General features: G+C 65.2%; 16 protein-coding genes. 6 read left to right on the forward strand and 10 right to left on the reverse strand.

Features of this window, described 5'->3' with window-relative positions:
* Positions 1-16: 16 nt before the first annotated feature.
* Together ACW5CM_RS07045 and ACW5CM_RS07050 are read right to left on the reverse strand one after the other, a co-directional pair.
* Positions 17-1,072: an ABC transporter permease gene (locus ACW5CM_RS07045; RefSeq protein ID WP_457124634.1), complete on the reverse strand. Its 1,056-nt coding sequence runs from the start codon at positions 1,070-1,072 to the stop codon at positions 17-19.
* 5 nt (positions 1,073-1,077) lie between these two features.
* Positions 1,078-2,562, reverse strand: a complete 1,485-nt coding sequence (locus ACW5CM_RS07050) for a sugar ABC transporter ATP-binding protein (protein ID WP_457124635.1) — start codon at positions 2,560-2,562, stop codon at positions 1,078-1,080.
* 295 nt (positions 2,563-2,857) lie between these two features.
* Between ACW5CM_RS07050 and ACW5CM_RS07055 the strand changes: the two genes are divergently transcribed.
* The 3 genes from ACW5CM_RS07055 (at position 2,858) to ACW5CM_RS07065 (ending at position 6,167) form a co-directional block, all read left to right on the forward strand.
* Positions 2,858-3,910, forward strand: a complete 1,053-nt coding sequence (locus ACW5CM_RS07055; RefSeq protein WP_438252856.1) for a substrate-binding domain-containing protein — start codon at positions 2,858-2,860, stop codon at positions 3,908-3,910.
* An 81-nt stretch (positions 3,911-3,991) separates the two neighbouring features.
* Positions 3,992-5,131 (forward strand): Gfo/Idh/MocA family protein, encoded by a 1,140-nt coding sequence (locus ACW5CM_RS07060; protein ID WP_457124636.1) that lies wholly within the window; start codon positions 3,992-3,994, stop codon positions 5,129-5,131.
* Between the two features lie 31 nt (positions 5,132-5,162).
* Positions 5,163-6,167: a sugar phosphate isomerase/epimerase family protein gene (locus tag ACW5CM_RS07065; protein WP_457124607.1), complete on the forward strand. Its 1,005-nt coding sequence runs from the start codon at positions 5,163-5,165 to the stop codon at positions 6,165-6,167.
* Between the two features lie 147 nt (positions 6,168-6,314).
* Here ACW5CM_RS07065 and ACW5CM_RS07070 read toward each other — a convergent pair whose 3' ends face one another.
* Together ACW5CM_RS07070 and ACW5CM_RS07075 are read right to left on the reverse strand one after the other, a co-directional pair.
* Positions 6,315-6,392, reverse strand: coding sequence for a DUF2442 domain-containing protein (locus tag ACW5CM_RS07070; protein WP_457124637.1), 78 nt, complete (start codon positions 6,390-6,392; stop codon positions 6,315-6,317).
* The gene (locus tag ACW5CM_RS07075; RefSeq protein WP_457124608.1) at positions 6,383-7,930 is read right to left on the reverse strand and encodes an MFS transporter; all 1,548 of its coding nucleotides are present in this window, start codon (positions 7,928-7,930) and stop codon (positions 6,383-6,385) included. Before ACW5CM_RS07075 ends, ACW5CM_RS07070 begins: the two co-directional genes overlap by 10 nt.
* Positions 7,931-7,997: 67 nt before the next feature.
* Here ACW5CM_RS07075 and ACW5CM_RS07080 point away from each other — a divergent pair, with 67 nt between their 5' ends.
* Positions 7,998-8,858, forward strand: a complete 861-nt coding sequence (locus tag ACW5CM_RS07080) for a phosphoribosylaminoimidazolesuccinocarboxamide synthase (RefSeq protein WP_457124609.1) — start codon at positions 7,998-8,000, stop codon at positions 8,856-8,858.
* On the opposite strand, the gene ACW5CM_RS07085 is transcribed toward ACW5CM_RS07080, so the two are convergent.
* Both ACW5CM_RS07085 and ACW5CM_RS07090 read right to left on the reverse strand, forming a co-directional pair.
* Positions 8,859-9,251: a type II toxin-antitoxin system VapC family toxin gene (locus ACW5CM_RS07085; RefSeq protein WP_457124610.1), complete on the reverse strand. Its 393-nt coding sequence runs from the start codon at positions 9,249-9,251 to the stop codon at positions 8,859-8,861.
* On the reverse strand, positions 9,248-9,511 hold the full coding sequence (locus ACW5CM_RS07090) for a type II toxin-antitoxin system VapB family antitoxin (protein ID WP_457124611.1): 264 nt from the start codon (positions 9,509-9,511) through the stop codon (positions 9,248-9,250). The genes ACW5CM_RS07085 and ACW5CM_RS07090 overlap by 4 nt, the downstream gene beginning before the upstream one ends.
* Before the next feature lie 162 nt (positions 9,512-9,673).
* Here ACW5CM_RS07090 and ACW5CM_RS07095 point away from each other — a divergent pair, with 162 nt between their 5' ends.
* Positions 9,674-11,014, forward strand: a complete 1,341-nt coding sequence (locus tag ACW5CM_RS07095; RefSeq protein WP_457124612.1) for a uracil-xanthine permease family protein — start codon at positions 9,674-9,676, stop codon at positions 11,012-11,014.
* A 99-nt stretch (positions 11,015-11,113) separates the two neighbouring features.
* On the opposite strand, the gene ACW5CM_RS07100 is transcribed toward ACW5CM_RS07095, so the two are convergent.
* Positions 11,114-12,658 (reverse strand): 5-oxoprolinase subunit B/C family protein, encoded by a 1,545-nt coding sequence (locus ACW5CM_RS07100; protein ID WP_457124613.1) that lies wholly within the window; start codon positions 12,656-12,658, stop codon positions 11,114-11,116.
* On the reverse strand, positions 12,658-13,416 hold the full coding sequence (locus ACW5CM_RS07105) for a LamB/YcsF family protein (RefSeq protein ID WP_457124614.1): 759 nt from the start codon (positions 13,414-13,416) through the stop codon (positions 12,658-12,660). Before ACW5CM_RS07105 ends, ACW5CM_RS07100 begins: the two co-directional genes overlap by 1 nt.
* Before the next feature lie 91 nt (positions 13,417-13,507).
* Between ACW5CM_RS07105 and ACW5CM_RS07110 the strand changes: the two genes are divergently transcribed.
* Positions 13,508-14,362 carry a VOC family protein gene (locus tag ACW5CM_RS07110; protein WP_438252846.1) on the forward strand — a complete coding sequence of 285 codons (855 nt, stop codon included), beginning with the start codon at positions 13,508-13,510 and terminating at the stop codon, positions 14,360-14,362.
* Between the two features lie 5 nt (positions 14,363-14,367).
* Here ACW5CM_RS07110 and ACW5CM_RS07115 read toward each other — a convergent pair whose 3' ends face one another.
* Positions 14,368-15,039, reverse strand: a complete 672-nt coding sequence (locus tag ACW5CM_RS07115) for an HAD family hydrolase (protein WP_438252845.1) — start codon at positions 15,037-15,039, stop codon at positions 14,368-14,370.
* A gap of 189 nt (positions 15,040-15,228) precedes the next feature.
* Positions 15,229-16,224 carry a LacI family DNA-binding transcriptional regulator gene (locus tag ACW5CM_RS07120; RefSeq protein ID WP_438252844.1) on the reverse strand — a complete coding sequence of 332 codons (996 nt, stop codon included), beginning with the start codon at positions 16,222-16,224 and terminating at the stop codon, positions 15,229-15,231.
* Between the last annotated feature and the right edge of the window lie 11 nt (positions 16,225-16,235).

Below are 16,235 nucleotides of genomic sequence, written 5' to 3' on the forward strand. Positions count from 1 at the left end.
CTTCCGAAGGGGAAGTCTAGCCGCGCGGCGTCGGCGTCTTCATCGCCGTCAACGCTTTCGGCGTCTTCTTGGCGCCGCCCCCTCCTGCAAAACGCTGCTGCAGCAGCACGGCGACGACGATGATCACGCCCTTGGCGATCGCCTGCAGTGACGAGGACATGTTGTTCTGCACGAACACGTTCTGCAGAGTCGCGAAGATCAGCACGCCGAACACGGTGCCGGTGATGGTGCCACGCCCACCGATCAGCAACGTGCCACCGACGACGACTGCGGCGATGGCATCCAACTCGTAGAGGTTTCCGTGGGTGGAGGTTCCGGCGGTGGTGCGTCCGAGGATCATGATCGCGGCGATGCCGGCGGTCAAACCTGCGAGCGCGTACAGCAGCATAGTGTGCTGCTTGACCTTGATGCCGGCGAGCCTCGCGGCCTCGCGGTTGCCGCCGATCGCAACCGTACGACGCCCGAACGTCGTGCGGTTCAGCAGTAGCCAGCCGGCGACGGCGACGATGGCGAAGATCCAGATCAGAATGTCGATGCCGAGCAGGTCGATGTTCATCGCCTTGAGGAAGTCGCGGTCCGAGACGACAAGCGTGCGGTTATTGGCGAGTACCTCTGCGAGCCCACGCGCTCCGACCAGCATGGCGAGGGTCGCCATGAAAGCCGCGACCTTGCCGTAGGCGATGACGACACCGTTGATGAGGCCAGCCCCCGTTCCCACGAGCAGCGCGACGATGATCGTGACTATCCAGTGCGACGATTTGGCGATGTCCTGGATGGCGGCGAGCGAGCCGACGACGGATGCCAGTGCGAGCACCGCGCCGACGGAGAGGTCGATGCCACCGCCGATGATGACGAAGGTCATGCCGACGCTGATCACGCCGATGATCGAGGCCTGTCGCAGGATCACCAGGGCGTTGCCGAAGTTGGTGAAGCTGTCGAATGCTGTGACCATGCCGACGACGACGATGGCCAGCAACGCCAGCACAAGACCGATATTGCGCCCTGCGGCGCCGGAGAACAGCGACTTCAGCGGCGAGGCCGATTTCTGGTCGACGGCGGGATTCTGGGTCAGCTCGCTCACGCGGCGGTTCCTTTCATGACGAGATCGAGCACACCGTGCTCGTCGATCTCGGAAGCGGGAAGAGAAGTGAGTACGCGTCCGTCGCCGACGACGAGCACGGTGTCGGCGAGACCGAGGACTTCCTCGATCTCGCTGGAGATCACGACGATCGCGTGGCCGTCCGCGGCCAGGTGGCGAATCAACGCATAGATCTCCGCACGGGCGCCGACATCGACGCCGCGCGTGGGCTCATCCAACAGGAGGATACGACTGCCGTGCACGAGCCAGCGCGACAGCAGAATCTTCTGCTGGTTGCCGCCGGAGAGGGTTCCGGCGGGAAGATCAGGGTCTGCGGGGCGCAGTTCCATCGCCGCGATCTGCTCGCGAGCGATGGCGCGCTCGGCCCGCTCATCGAGCCAGCCGGCCTTCGCCTCCCGGGTGAACGAGGACAGTGTGATGTTCCGAAAGATCGGTTCACCGAGAACCAGCCCCTGTGATTTTCGCTCTTCCGGGCTGAGGCCGAGCCCTGCCCGAACGGCGGCCGACACCGAACCCTTCCGCAGCGGCTTGCCTTCGACTCGGACGCTGCCCGAGGTCGCGGACCGAGCACCGTAGACGGTCTCGATAATCTCGGACCGACCAGATCCGACCAGCCCCGCGAGTCCGATGATCTCGCCGGCTCGCACCGAGAACGACACGTCATCGAAGACGCCGTCCAGGCTGAGGTCCTCGACCTCGAGCAGAACGGGGGCGTCGGCGGCGATCGGCACGGCTGCGGGGAAGACGTTCTCCACGACTCGGCCGGTCATGTGCTTGATGAGCGTGGCGGTCGACGTATCTGCGACCAAAAGGTTGCTCGCAGTGCTCGCGCCATCTTTGAGCACGGTGATCCGGTCGCCGATCGTGCGGATCTCCTCAAGGCGGTGCGTGATGTAGATCACGGCGATGCCCTCAACTGTGAGGTCCTTCACGATGTGGAAGAGATTGCGCACCTCTTCGGAGTCGAGAACGGCCGATGGTTCATCCATCACGATCAGCTTGATGTCGTGCGACAGCGCCCTGGCCATGCTCACGATCTGCTTCTGCGCGGCGCTGAGCGAACCCACCTCGGCGTGCGGCGACAGCGATTCGTGCCCGAGCCGCTTCAGCAGCGCCCGCGTCTGAGCGGTGGTCTCGCTGCGGCGAGTGAATCCGCCACGAGAGAGCTCGTGCCCGAGGAAGATGTTCTCGGCCACCGTGAGATCGTCGACGACATCGAGTTCCTGGTACATGGTGGCGATACCGAGATCGATGGCTGCCTGTGGGTTGTCGATCGTGACGACCTCACCGTTCCAGCGCACCTCACCGGCATCGGGTTGGTAGACGCCGGCAAGCGTCTTGATCAGCGTGGACTTTCCCGCGCCGTTCTGCCCGAGCAGGCAGTGCACTTCGCCCGGGAGAATCGCGAGGTCGACCCCGCGCAGCGCTCGGACAGCACCGAAGGTCTTCTCGACTCCACGCATTTCCAGTAATGCCGAAGTTTGGTCATCTTTGATCACAGCAGGAACATAACACGCTCTCTTTGCGAATGCGAGACCACGCCGCTGGATCCAAATCGGCGCGGCACGGCACGGAGGCCCTGCTCAACGACTGGATTCCAACGTTGCATAATCTTTTGCCTAAACCAATGCAAAAGCTGGCCAACCTGCGCATGCTTCTGCTACGTTGACGGTGTCAGTGCTCGTGCGTCCGTGAGTAATGCAGTCCGCTCCGCGTGCGCATCGAACGCATCTGCATCACATTTCAAGGAGGAAAGACATGCACAGCATGCGCACACGCAGGCTTCGTCCGTTGATGGCAGGAGCGGCCGCACTGTTCGCGGTCACTCTGCTCGCCGGTTGCACCAGCGACGGCAGCGAAGGCGAAGCGAACACCGAGAACCAGGGCACCACCAGCGAGGAGAACCAGGCCTCCGGCGACACGGTCACCATCGGTTGGTCCGGCCCTGAGGCCGACCACGGATGGCTCGGCGCGATCAACACCGGTGCCATCAACGCGGCGGAGGGCTTCGACGACGTCGAACTGCGCCAGGCCGAGGGCACCAACGATGCCAACCAGCAGATCGCTGCGGTGGAGCAGTTCATCAACGACGGGGTGGACGCCATCGTGCTCCTGCCGACCGACGGTGCAGCTCTCACGCAGGTCGCCCAGAAGGCGATGGACGCCGGCATCCCCGTCATCAACGTCGACCGCGAGTTCTCGAGCACCTTCGCCTCGCGCGTCACGGTACTCGGCGACAACTACGGCATGGGCGTCAGCGCTGGCACCTACATCTGCGAGGAGCTCGATGGCCAGAGCGACGCTGTGGTCGCAGAGATCGCCGGCGTCGACTCACTGCCGCTGACCCAGGATCGCTCCCAGGGCTTCGCAGACGCGCTCGAAGTGTGCGGCCTCGAGGTCGGCCCGCGCGTCGCCGCGGACTTCACCGTCGCCGGCGGCGAGACCGCAGCCTCGCAGCTGCTCTCGGCGAACCCGCAGATCGATGCGATCTGGAACCACGATGACGACCAGGGCGTCGGCGTCATGGCCGCTATCGAATCAGCAGGCCGCGATGAGTTCTTCATGGTCGGCGGTGCTGGCAGCGTGAACATGATGGATCGCATCAAGGCAGATGACAGCGTCATCAAGGCGACCGTCATCTACCCGTCCACGCAGGCTGCCGACGGCATCGCGCTGGCGCGACTGATCGCTCAGGACAAGACGGTGAGCGATCTGATCACGCCGAGCGTTCCGTACCGCATCGTGCTGGACGCCCCCGTGGTGACCAAGGACAACGTCGACGAGTTCATCGATCTCGCGTTCGAGTCCTGATCACCTCTGTGGGGCGGGCACTTCTGTGCTCGCCCCACGCTATTTCTTGGAGTAAAGATGACAACTGAGCTGCGAGTGGCCATGATCGGCCACGGATTCATGGGAGCGGCGCACTCCGTCGGCTGGCGCCAGGCACCGGCCGCGTTCGATCTGCCTCTCGCACCGCAGATGAGCGTGCTGGTCGGCCGCGACGCGGACAAGACCGCCTCCGCTGCCCGCAAATGGGGCTGGGCCGAGACCTCTACTGATTGGCGCGCTGTCATCGAACGCGACGACATCGACCTCGTCGACATCGTCACCCCCGGCGAATCACACGCCGAGATCGCCATCGCCGCACTCGCCGCCGGAAAGCACGTGCTGTGCGAGAAGCCACTGGCCAACTCCGTAGCTGAGGCGGAGGCGATGGCCCAGGCCGCTGCCGAAGCCGCTGAGCGCGGCGTGCGCGCGATGGTGGGATTCACCTATCGGCGAGTGCCGGCAGTGACCCTCATGCGCGACATGATCGCCGCGGGTCGGATCGGCAGCATCCGCCAGGTGCGGGCGAGCTATCGACAGGATTGGCTTGCCAATGCCGAATCCCCGATGACCTGGCGCCTCGACAAGGATCGCGCCGGCTCCGGCGCCCTCGGGGACATCGGTGCGCACGCGATCGATATGGCGCAGTTCGTTACCGGCCAGGACGTCACCAGTGTGTCCGGAGTGCTCGAGACACTCGTCAAGGAACGCCCGTTAATGGGCGAGAGCGTCGGCCTCGGCGGCACCGCAGGTGCTGGTCGCGGCCGGGTCACCGTCGATGACGTCGCCATCTTCACCGGGCGTCTCGACTCTGGTGCTCTGGCATCCTTCGAGGCCACGCGATTCGCAACCGGACGCAAGAACGCCCTCGACATCGAGATATCCGGCGATGCCGGTGCGCTGCACTGGAACCTGGAAGACATGAACGTGCTCGAGTTCTACGACGCGACCGCCGATACCGCGACGCAGGGCTTCACCCGCGTGCTCGTCACCGAACCCGAGCATCCCTACCTCTCGGGCTGGTGGCCGAGCGGCCATATGCTCGGCTACGAACACGGTTTCTCCCATCAGGTAAAAGACCTGGTCGAGGCGGTTGCATCCGGCACCGACCCGCACCCGGGATTCGCCGAGGGCCTGCTCGTGCAGCGGGTTCTGGATGCGGTTGCGCGCAGCGCGGCAAGCGGATCCGCCTGGACCGACGTCTAAACGACAAACAGACAAGAGAAAGAGGACGACGATGTCACGACCAGTCACTTTGTTCACCGGCCAGTGGGCCGACCTGCCGTTCGAAGAGGTTTGTCGCCTCGCGGGCGAATGGGGCTACGACGGTCTCGAGATCGCGTGCTGGGGCGACCACCTCGACCCCTCGCGCTGGGACGATGACGAGTACATCAAGGATCGGCTCGCGATTCTCGAGCGTAACGGCCTCAAGGTCTGGACGATCTCCAACCACCTGAAGGGACAGGTGGTGTGCGACGACCCGATCGACGAGCGTCACCGCAACATCGTCTCCGATGAGGTCTGGGGAGACGGCGACCCGGAAGGCGTGCGTCAGCGCGCAGCGGAAGAGCTGAAGAACACGGCCCGGCTGGCAGCCAAGCTCGGCGTGAAGACGGTGACCGGATTCACCGGCTCATCGATCTGGAAGTACGTCGCAATGTTCCCGCCGGCAACCGACGAGATGATCGAGGCCGGCTACCAAGACTTCGCCGACCGGTGGAACCCGATCCTCGATGTGTTCGATGAGGTCGGTGTCCGCTTCGCGCACGAGGTGCACCCGTCTGAGATCGCCTACGACTACTGGACGACCAAGCGCACCCTCGAGGCAATCGGGCATCGCGAGGCGTTCGGACTGAACTGGGACCCCTCGCACATGGTGTGGCAGGACATCGACCCGGTTGCCTTCCTCTGGGATTTCCAGGACCGCATCTACCATGTGCACTGCAAGGACACCAAGAAGCGCCTGGGCAACGGCCGCAACGGCCGCCTTTCCTCGCACCTTCCCTGGGCTGACCCGCGCCGCGGATGGGACTTCATCTCCACCGGTCACGGTGACGTGCCGTGGGAGGACGCCTTCCGGATGCTGAATGCCATCGGATACACCGGGCCGCTGTCGGTGGAGTGGGAGGATGCAGGCATGGACCGGCTCGTCGGAGCTCCAGAGGCACTGGAGTTCGTGCGGAAGCTGTCGAAGTACCGGCCGTCGGATGCCGCGTTCGACTCGGCGTTCTCTACGAAGTGAGAACCTTCTCGACCCGCTGAACCGCTGAGTCGACTGCGGCTCGCGGTGTCGTTCCCTTACTCGCTCTGTCGTTCGTGGCACGCGCTGCATTTCTTTCTGCAGCGCGTGTCACTTTCATTCGCGCAAGCAGAATTCAACGGACACCGCTCAGCGGCCGCGAAGAAGCGCCGCTATCGAGATATCCTCGTCGATCTGTGGCCAATGGATGCCTTCGCCTACGCCGATTTCCGTGGAGAATGAGTGCGTTTCATCTCCTGGCCGCGCTTACGTCGCGGCGCCAGATGCTTCGGACGCCGCAGGAACAGCACTGCGGCAACGCCGAGCAGAATGAAGGCCGCCGGAAGCAGCATCGTCTGCGCCATGGCATCTGCGAAGTGTGCGGCGACGGCATCCGGCAGCTTGCCACCACCGAAGCTGCCCGATCCATCCTCTGAGCCCGGCAGATTCGCGACCAGCCGATTCTGCATGAACGCGGCGATGGCGGCGGAGCCGAGGACCGAACCGATCGTGCGCGCGGTGTTGTAGATGCCCGCTCCGGCACCCGCCTGGTGCATCGGCAGATCGCGCGTTGCTGTGGTGGCGAGCGGCCCCCACATTCCCGCGTTGCCGAAGCCGAGCAGCGCCGAGGGAATGAGCAGCCAGCCGATCGGAATCTCGGTGTTCATCATCGCGGCGAACAAGAACAGCGACACCGATACGAGCAGCAGCCCGGGAACCAGCATGAGACGCGGGTCGATGCGGTCCAGCAGCTGGCCCGCGAACGGCGATACGACCCCGGCTGCGATCGCCATGGGAATCAGCAGCAGCGCTGACTCGGTCGGTGTGAGTCCACGCGCCGTCTGCAGGAAGAACATCAGTGGCAGCCCCTGCGCTGTCACGGTGAAGCCCACCGTGACGATCGTGATATTTGACCAGGCGAAGTTGCGGTTTCGGAACAGGTCCATCGGTACGAGCGGCTCATTCTTGGTGCGCGACTGATACCAGAGGAACAGTCCCAGCACGATGACACCCGCGATGATCAGACCCCACACAGAGATCGGGCCCCAGATCACTCCCCAGTCGTAAGCCTCCGCCTCCTGCAGGCCGAAGACGATGAGGAACATCGCCACGGCGCTGAGGAAGACACCCGGAATGTCGAAACGGTGCTTGTGCGTCTCCAGTTTCGGCACCAGCATCCATGCGAGCACGAACCCGACGACACCGACGGGCAGATTGATGAAGAAGATCCATTCCCAGCCCAGCCCGTCGACGAGGAATCCGCCGGCCAGCGGACCGACGAGCATAGCGACGCCGGATGCTCCGCCCCACAGCCCCATCGCCGCTCCGCGCCGCTCGGGCGGGAACGTGCGGGTGATCACCGCCATCGTCTGCGGCGTCAGCAATGCCGCGCCGATGCCCTGCGCGGCGCGCGCCCAGATCAACCCATCGAGGGTCGTCGACAGACCGCACCACAGGGATGCCAGCGTGAAGATCGCGAGTCCTGCGAGATAGATGTTCTTCGGACCGAACCGGTCGCCGAGGCGGCCGGTAATGAGCAGGGGAACGGCATAGGCGAGCAGATAGGCGCTGGTGACCCACACCACCCGGTCAAGGTTGTTCGAGGTGGGATCCAGCGCTGCCTTGATGGCGGGGTTCGCGACCGAGACGATCGTCGTGTCGACCAGAATCATGAAGAAGCCGATGACGAGCGCCCACAGCGCCGGCCACGGGCTGCGCTCGGGCGCGGGCGTGGACGCTGTCGATGATGGGCGCTGCTCGGTCACGCCGCCACGCTACACCCGACCGGGGACACTGGTTCCCGGCATCCGTCCCACCCGGGATAATGAACACGTGAGCGAAGCGACGAGAATCCCCAACTGGCGTCACCTCTACTCGGGCAAGGTCCGCGACCTCTACGCCTCCGAGGATCCGGCAGACACCCGCATCCTCGTCGTCGCCAGCGACCGGGTGAGCGCATTCGACTTCGTTCTGTCCCCCGGCATCCCGGACAAGGGCGCGCTGCTGACCGAGCTGAGTCGCTGGTGGTTCGCGCAGCTCGACTTCCCTAATCACCTCGCCGAGGGTGAAGTCCCGGATGCTGTCGCCGACCGCGCCATGCTCGCGCAGTCGCTGGAAATGCTGCCGATCGAGTGCGTCGTGCGCGGATACATCACGGGAACGGGGTGGGCCGAGTACGTCGAGAACGGCACTGTCTGCGGCATCCCGCTGCCCGCCGGTCTCCAGAACGGCGACCGCCTGCCCGAGCCGCTGTTCACCCCCGCTTATAAGGCGCCGATGGGCGAACACGACGAGAACATCACCTTCGAGAAGGTCGTCGAGCTCGTCGGAGCAGAGCGTGCGGCTGAGTTGCGGGACGCATCCATCGCGATCTACACACGCGCTGCCGCAATCGCCGAAGAACACGGTCTGATCCTCGCCGACACAAAGTTCGAGTTCGGAACGGATGCCGAAGGCACCCTGCGCCTGGGCGACGAGGTTCTCACCAGCGACTCCTCCCGCTACTGGGATGCCGCGGCCTGGCAGGCCGGCACGACTCCCACCGAGCGGATGGCAAGCTTCGACAAGCAGATCGTCCGCGACTGGCTGGCCGCGAACTGGGACAAGCAGGGCGAGCCGCCCGTGCTGCCCGAGGAGATCGTCGTGCGCACCGCCGACCGCTACCGCGAGCTCATCACCCGGTTGACCGCGTAATCAGCGCGCAGCCACTCGCACGTCGGTGTGGATGAAGTCGTCACCCTTGAACAGGAGCGGCTCGTCGCGCGCGATCGCGAGAGCGTAGCTGAAGCAGTCACCGAAGTTGAGCTTCGCCGGGCTTCCGGAGCCGCGCCCGTATCGACGATGCGCGGCGAACGCCGTTCGGGCGATCGCCTCATTGACGGGAACGACTTCGGCGTCTGTCACGCGCAACAGCTCTTCGAAGCGCTCGGTGAGTCCTCGCTCACGCTTCCCTTCGAGCACGATGCTGCATTCAGTCAAAGTCGCCGCCGAAAGCTTCACGGGTTCGCTCGCGAGAAGCGCGCCATACGCTTTGCCTTCGGGCTCATCGAGCAGAACGGCGACGAAAGCCGAGGAGTCGACGATCATCGCGGCATTCCATTCTCGTCATACATCTCATCGATGATCGCTTCGTAATCAGCCCACGTGTACCGAACTCTGCTGGCCTCCTCCACGATCCGGGCGATGCACGCAAGTTTCTCCGCGCGTTGCTTCTCTTTCGCTCCGTCCACCTCTTCGAGTCTTCGGCGCACAGCATCCTCCACCGCGCTCGTCTGGCTCTGGCCGGTGAGTTCCGCGAGCCGGCGCACGAGAGCGTGCACTTCTTCATTCTTGATGTTCAGGCTCATGGCACCCATTTTCGCACCCTTCTACCATTACGGCCACAGTTCTACCCTCGGCATCCGACATTGCCGCGCCCAGTGCAGGACCGCGCCAAGCATCCAGCTAACCCTCAGGAATCGGTAGTGTTACTCCAGCACTTCCGCCATCCCGAAATGAGGAGCTCCCGCATGCCCGTGTGGAAAATTCACGGTGACGGTCACACCGTCGCACCCGGTTCTGTCGTCAAACCCGAAGAACGACTGAACTGGCCGGCCACCTTCGCAATCGGCGCACAGCACATCGTCGCGATGTTCGGCGCGACGTTCCTGGTGCCGATCATCACCGGCTTCCCCGTGTCGACCACGCTGCTCTTCTCGGGTATCGGCACCCTGCTGTTCCTGCTGATCACGCGCAACCGCCTGCCCAGCTACCTCGGCTCGTCCTTCGCGTTCCTCGCGCCGATCACGGCGATCAACGCCGGCCAGTCGCTCGAGACGGCGCAGCAGATCACCCAGGCGCTCGTCGGCGTCCTCGTCGTCGGTGTCGCGCTCGCGGCGATCGGTTTCATCGTTCAGGCCGTCGGCATCGGCTGGATCGACAAGCTCATGCCTCCGGTGGTGGCAGGCTCGATCGTTGCCCTCATCGGCTTCAACCTCGCCCCCGCAGCCTGGAACAACTTCAACGCTCAGCCCGAGCTCGCCTCCATCACCCTCATCGCTGTGATCCTGTTCAGCGTGCTGTTCCGGGGATTCCTCGGACGCATCTCGATCTTCCTCGGCGTCATCGTCGGCTACATCGTGGCGATCTTCACCGATCAGGTGCGGTTCGAGGGCATTGAGGATGCTGCGTGGATCGGCCTGCCCGACTTCCACCTCGCCGCGATCACCGACCCGATGGCATGGGCCTACGTGCCGATGTTCCTGCCCGTTATCCTCGTGCTCATCGCCGAGAACGTCGGTCACGTCCGCGGCGTCGCGACCATGACCAACGACCCGTCAATCAACAAGCACACCGGTCGCGCACTCCTCGCCGACGGTGTCGCCACGGCGCTTGCGGGTGGATTCGGCGGTTCGGCCACGACCACCTACGGCGAGAACATCGGCGTGATGGCGGCGACTCGCGTGTACTCGACCGCGGCCTACTGGGTCGCCGGCGCAGCGGCCATCCTGCTCGCCTTCTCACCCAAGGTCGGATTCATCTTCAACACGATCCCCGAAGGGGTCCTCGGTGGCGTCACGACGGCGCTGTACGGCCTCATCGGCGTCATCGGCATCAAGATCTGGGTCGACAACCGCGTCGATTTCTCCCGGCCGGTCAACCAGTACACGGTGGCCGTGTCGTTCGTGCTCGCCATCGGCGGGTACGCCATGAACTGGGACGGCTTCGAGCTCGGCGCCATCGTGTTGGGCACCGTCGCCGCCCTCCTCATTTACCACCTGGGCAACGCGATCGCTCGCGCTCGCAAGACCGGTGCCGATGACGGCGGCCCCATTCCCGCCGTCGGCCCGCTGGGCGGCGACCCGGAGTAGCCTCTCGCCTGTTGCACTTGTCGGAGCCTGTTGCATCCGTCGGAGGAATTCTAGAGAAACCTCCGACAGATGCAACAGGCTCCGCTGTGCGTAACACCCTCACACGCGGAATCGGATGCGCACGCCCGGCGGCAGTTGCCCGGCGAGGTCCAAGCACCGATCGGTCACGGCGCCGATGATCGGGTAGCCGCCGGTGAGCGGGTGATCCGGCAGGAACAGCACCGGCTGCCCATCCGGTGGCACCTGGATCGCTCCCGTCACCGCGCCCTCACTGGGAAGTTCGCTCAGGATGCTGCGCTCCAGCGGCACGTCGCCCTGCAGCCGCATGCCGACGCGATCGGAGCGGGACGTGACCAGCCACTCCTGCTCGGTCAACGTCGCGCGTGCCTTCGCGGTGAACCAGTCGTCGCGGGGGCCGAGCGTGATCTGCAGCTCGACGAGATCTCCGGGTGCTGGCAGCATCCGCTCAGCGGCAATGGGCTCCACCACCCCGCGCCTGGTCGAACCGATCGGGATCGAATCTCCGCTCAGCAGTGCCGCAGGACCGAGACCGGCGAGCGTGTCACTGGCCCGACTACCCAGAGCGGATGCCACATCCACACCGCCACGAACACCAATCGTGTAGCGCAGGCCGTTGGTCGGATGCCCCAGTGTGAGTTCATCGCCGTCGGCCGTCGCGAAGGGCACACCGTGCACGGCAGTGCGGGGGCCGGCGGCATCTACAAGCGAAAGCGCTCCGATGGCGCCGGTGACCACGGCGACCCCAGCACCACGGAAGCGCAGCACCACGCCGCCGACACTCTCCACTACGGCGGAACCGGGCTCATTTCCGACCGCTCGATTCGCGTCGCGCAGCGCTCTGCGGTCGGCGGCTCCGGATGCTGAGACACCGAGCGCCGCATGGCCCGGTCTGCCCGCATCCTGAACCAGCAGTTGCAGCGAGGTCTGCACGACCTCGATGCCGCCCGCGCGCCGATCAACTGCCGGATGATCTGGGACCTCCCGCCGTCCCGGTACGGCCACAGCAGCGGCTGAGTCCCGCCGGGCGCGCTCGAATCGCACCGCGGCCCCGGGCGCCAGCAACGCGGGCGGGTCACGGTCGATGTCCCACATGACGGCGTCGGTGCGGCCGATCAGTTGCCACCCGCCCGGGCTCTCCCGCGGATACACCCCGGTGAACTCGTCAGCAAGCGCCACCGCCCCTGCCGGAACACGCGTCCGTGGCGACGACCTGCGCGGCACCTGGAACAGCGGATCATCGCCGACGAGGTATCCGAACCCGGGCGCGAATCCCGAGAAGGCCACCTCCCAGCGCGCGGCCAGGTGTCGAGTCACCAGTTCCTCAGGCGATACGCCGAGCAGCGCGGCGACCTCCGCAAGGTCTTCACCGTCGTAGTGCACGGGAATGACGACTTCGTGCTCCGCCGACTCGTGCGCGGCATCCGTCCCGGTCGCCTCCAACGCCGCAGCCAAAGATGCGGCCGAGACCTGCACGGGATCGAACCTCACGAGCACCGTGCGTGCTGCGGGAATGCGCTCGATGATTCCCGGCACCTGCTCCCAGGCGCGGTTCATCCGCATCGCCTCAGCAAGATCGGCGGCTTCAACGAGAAGTGCGCGATCGGATGCCTGAAGAATGCGCATCAGACGAACGGGGCTATCGTCACGCCCGCCCCCTGCAGCGAGCGCTTAGTCTCCGCCGCCATGGCCACAGAACCGGGACTGTCACCATGCACGCAGATCGATTGCGCATCCACCCGGATGTCCGAGCCATCGACCGCGCGGATCACCCCTTCGGTCACAAGTCGCACCATGCGATCGGCCACCTCGCGCGGATCGTGCAGAACAGCATCCGGTTGGGTGCGCGCGAGCAACTGACCGGTGGGCGTATAGGCACGATCGGCGAACGCCTCGGCGGCCACGGCGAGCCCCGTCTGTCGGGCGACGTCCAGTGCGATGCCGCCGGCCAGTCCCAGCAGTACCAGGCTCGGGTCGATCGCACGGACGGCAGCGACGACATCCTTCGCCTGACGCTCATCGTGCGCGATCGCGTTGTACAGCGCACCGTGCGGCTTGACGTACGAGACCATCGCACCAGCCGCGGACGCGAGCCCCATCAGCGCGCCAAGCTGATATTCGACGTGTGCCTGCAGCGTCGCTGAGTCGATATCAACCGGGATGCGCCCGAAGTTCGCGTAGTCGCGGTAGCTCGGATGCGCGCCGATGGTGACGCCGCCCCGTGCGGCTCTGGTGAGCGTTTCGCGGATGCCTTCCGGGCTCCCGGCGTGGAATCCGCAGGAGATATTGGCACTGGTGACGATGCGCAGCATGCTTGCGTCATCGCTGACGATGCGGTCTGCGACGTTCTCGCCCAGGTCGGAGTTCAGGTCGATGCTTCCCATGGCGCTCCGATTCGTCAGCTGGCGATTCACCCCCGAGTGTAGGCGTGATCCGGTCGGGAATATCTCGCACGGGCCCGGGGTTATCCCCTGCATGAACGAAAAACTTGCCGCGGCAACAAGTATGGGTGCCGTCACTCTGTTCGTCGGCGACCTCGATGCTATGACAGCGTTCTACCGCGACATCGTCACCCTTCAGGTGCTGAGCACCGAACGCGACAGTGTGGTGCTTGGACGCTCCGGAACACCGATCGTCATCCTGCAGCACGAGCCGACACTCAAGCACCAGGCCGCCGGATCGGCCGGTCTGTTCCACACCGCCATCCTGTTCGAAACGCAGGCAGCTCTCGCCTCGGCACTGCTGTCGGTCGCGCAGCATGCGCCCCAGACGTTCACCGGCAGCGCGGATCACCTCGTCAGCCAGGCGTTCTACCTCACCGATCCCGAAGGCAACGGCATCGAGCTGTACTGGGATCGTGACCGCTCGGAGTGGTCTTGGACGCACGGCCAGGTCGAGATGGCCACCCTCTACCTCGACCCCAACACCTTTCTGCGCGAGCACCTCGGCGAGGCCCCCACCGACACGGCCCCTGCCCAGATCGGCCACGTGCACCTCTCCGTCGGCGACGCGGCAACCGCGCGCAGCTTCTACGTCGACCAGCTCGGCTTCGACGCGACCGCCTCGCTCGGCGATCAGGCGCTGTTCGTCAGCGCCGGCGGATATCACCATCACATGGCGATGAACGTATGGAACTCGCGCGGAGCAGGCCCACGGATGCCCGCACTCGGGCTCGGTCAGGTCGACCTCGCCCTGCCGAACACGGATGCCCTCGGTGACCTCGGCGAGCGCCTGAAGCACTTCGGCACTCAGGTCGCCGATGACGGCAAGACGCTCACATTCCTCGACCCGTGGCACAACACGCTGAAGGCAGAACTGGCGGCTTCCTGAGCGAATCAGCCGAGCGGAACGCGCAACTCGGCAGGATGGCGGCCCGCGAGGGTCGGCCACACAGCATCCGCGGCATCCGTCGGAATCTCGATGTGATGCGGCACCCCCAGAGTCTGCGTCCCGGCGGCTCGAGCCGCCGCGAGACCGATCAGTGAATCCTCGATCGCCACACAGTCTCGCGCCTCGACCCCGAGCAGTTCGACCGCCCGCAGGTACGCGTCCGGGAACGGTTTGCCCTGCTCGACGTCGTCACCGGTCACGACGACATCGAAGGTGCCCTTCGGCAGTGCGGCGATAATCGTGTCGGCATAGGTCCGATACGACATGGTCACCAGAGCGAGTCGGATGCCGGAACCGCGAAGCGCCGCGAGCATCTCGAGCGCTCCGGGACGCCAGGTGAGACCGGCCAGAGCGGTGTTGCGCATGGCCAACTCCAAGTGCCGCTCGACCAGCTCCGCCACAGATGCGTCAGCACCGAGCCGCTGCATGAGCGCAGCGCCGTCGGTCAGTGCCATTCCGACCAGTGGGGTCAGATCCTCTGCGCTCGGTTGAATGCCATGGAATCGGAGGATCTCGTCTGCGGCGGCGATCCAATGCGATTCGGTGTCGACGATCGTGCCATCCATATCCCAGAGAACCGCGGCCGGACGGCGGTTTGCGGGCTGTCTGTTACTCATGGTGCTCCTGTTTCAGCGCTCGGCCTCGTGCAGGCGGTGAAGCCGTGCACGAGGCCGAGCAGGGGTGAATCAACCGCGCGTCTGGTGGCGGCGCAGGTCATCGGCGATCTCCGGATACCGGGTCATCGCACTGTCCTCACTCTCACCACGTGGCACAGGATAGAGGACCAGAACAAACGGACCGTTTCTCTACGCCGAAGCGCGCACCACCAGTTCCGTCGGCAGGATCGTCGTCTGCGGCGGCTCCTCGCCCTTCAGTCGCGACAGCAGCACCGCGGTCATTGTCTCGCCCATCTGATACATCGGCTGGCGTACTGTCGTCAGCTGCGGAACCGCGCTCAGCGCGACCGCCGAGTCGTCGAAGCCCACAACGGCGATGTCCTCCGGCACGCGGATCCCCGCACCGCGCAGCACCGTCAGTGCCCCGCGCGCCATCAGATCGCTGGCGAAGAAAATCGCATCCGGCATCCCGATCTCCAGGATTTGCCGCGCGGCCTCGACACCACTCTCCTCGCTGAAGTCGCCCTCCACCTCGGCGAAGGGGGTGAGCCCTGACTCGGAGAGCACCTCACGATAACCCTGCACACGATCGACCGAGGCAAGCATCGTCGAGGGCCCGGAGACCGTCGCAATGCGCGTGCGCCCACTGTCGACGAGGTGCTGGGTTGCCCCGCGAGCGGCGGCCACGTTGTCGACGTCGACGACATAGTCGCCGGGCCGCGGGTTCGCTGATCGTCCACCGAACACGACAGGCACAGCATCCATGATCTGCTCGATGAACGCGTCACTGGTGTGATGCGAGACGATCAGCGCCCCATCCACTCCCCCGTTGCGCACGAAACTCGTCATCTTCGCCCCGGGATCGTCACTGGCGACGAGCAGATTCAACAGGTAGTCCGAGCCGCCGAGCGCACCGGTGATACCGGCGACGATCGATGCGAAGAAGGGTTCACCGAAGAACCGCGTGGTGTCCTCCGGAACAATCAACGCGATCGCGTGCGTCTGTCGTGACGCGAGCGAACGCGCCGCACGGTTGGGCACATAGCGCAACGTCGCGATCGCGTTCTGCACGGCTTCGAGCGCGGCCGGACTGACCGCGGTCGAGCCATTGACCACGCGAGAAACCGTCGACCTGGACACTCCGGCGGCCGCAGCCACCTCTTCGATGGTTGCGCGTGAAAGCACGGCTCCCCCTT

Source organism: Microbacterium wangyouchuni, from assembly GCF_054072595.1.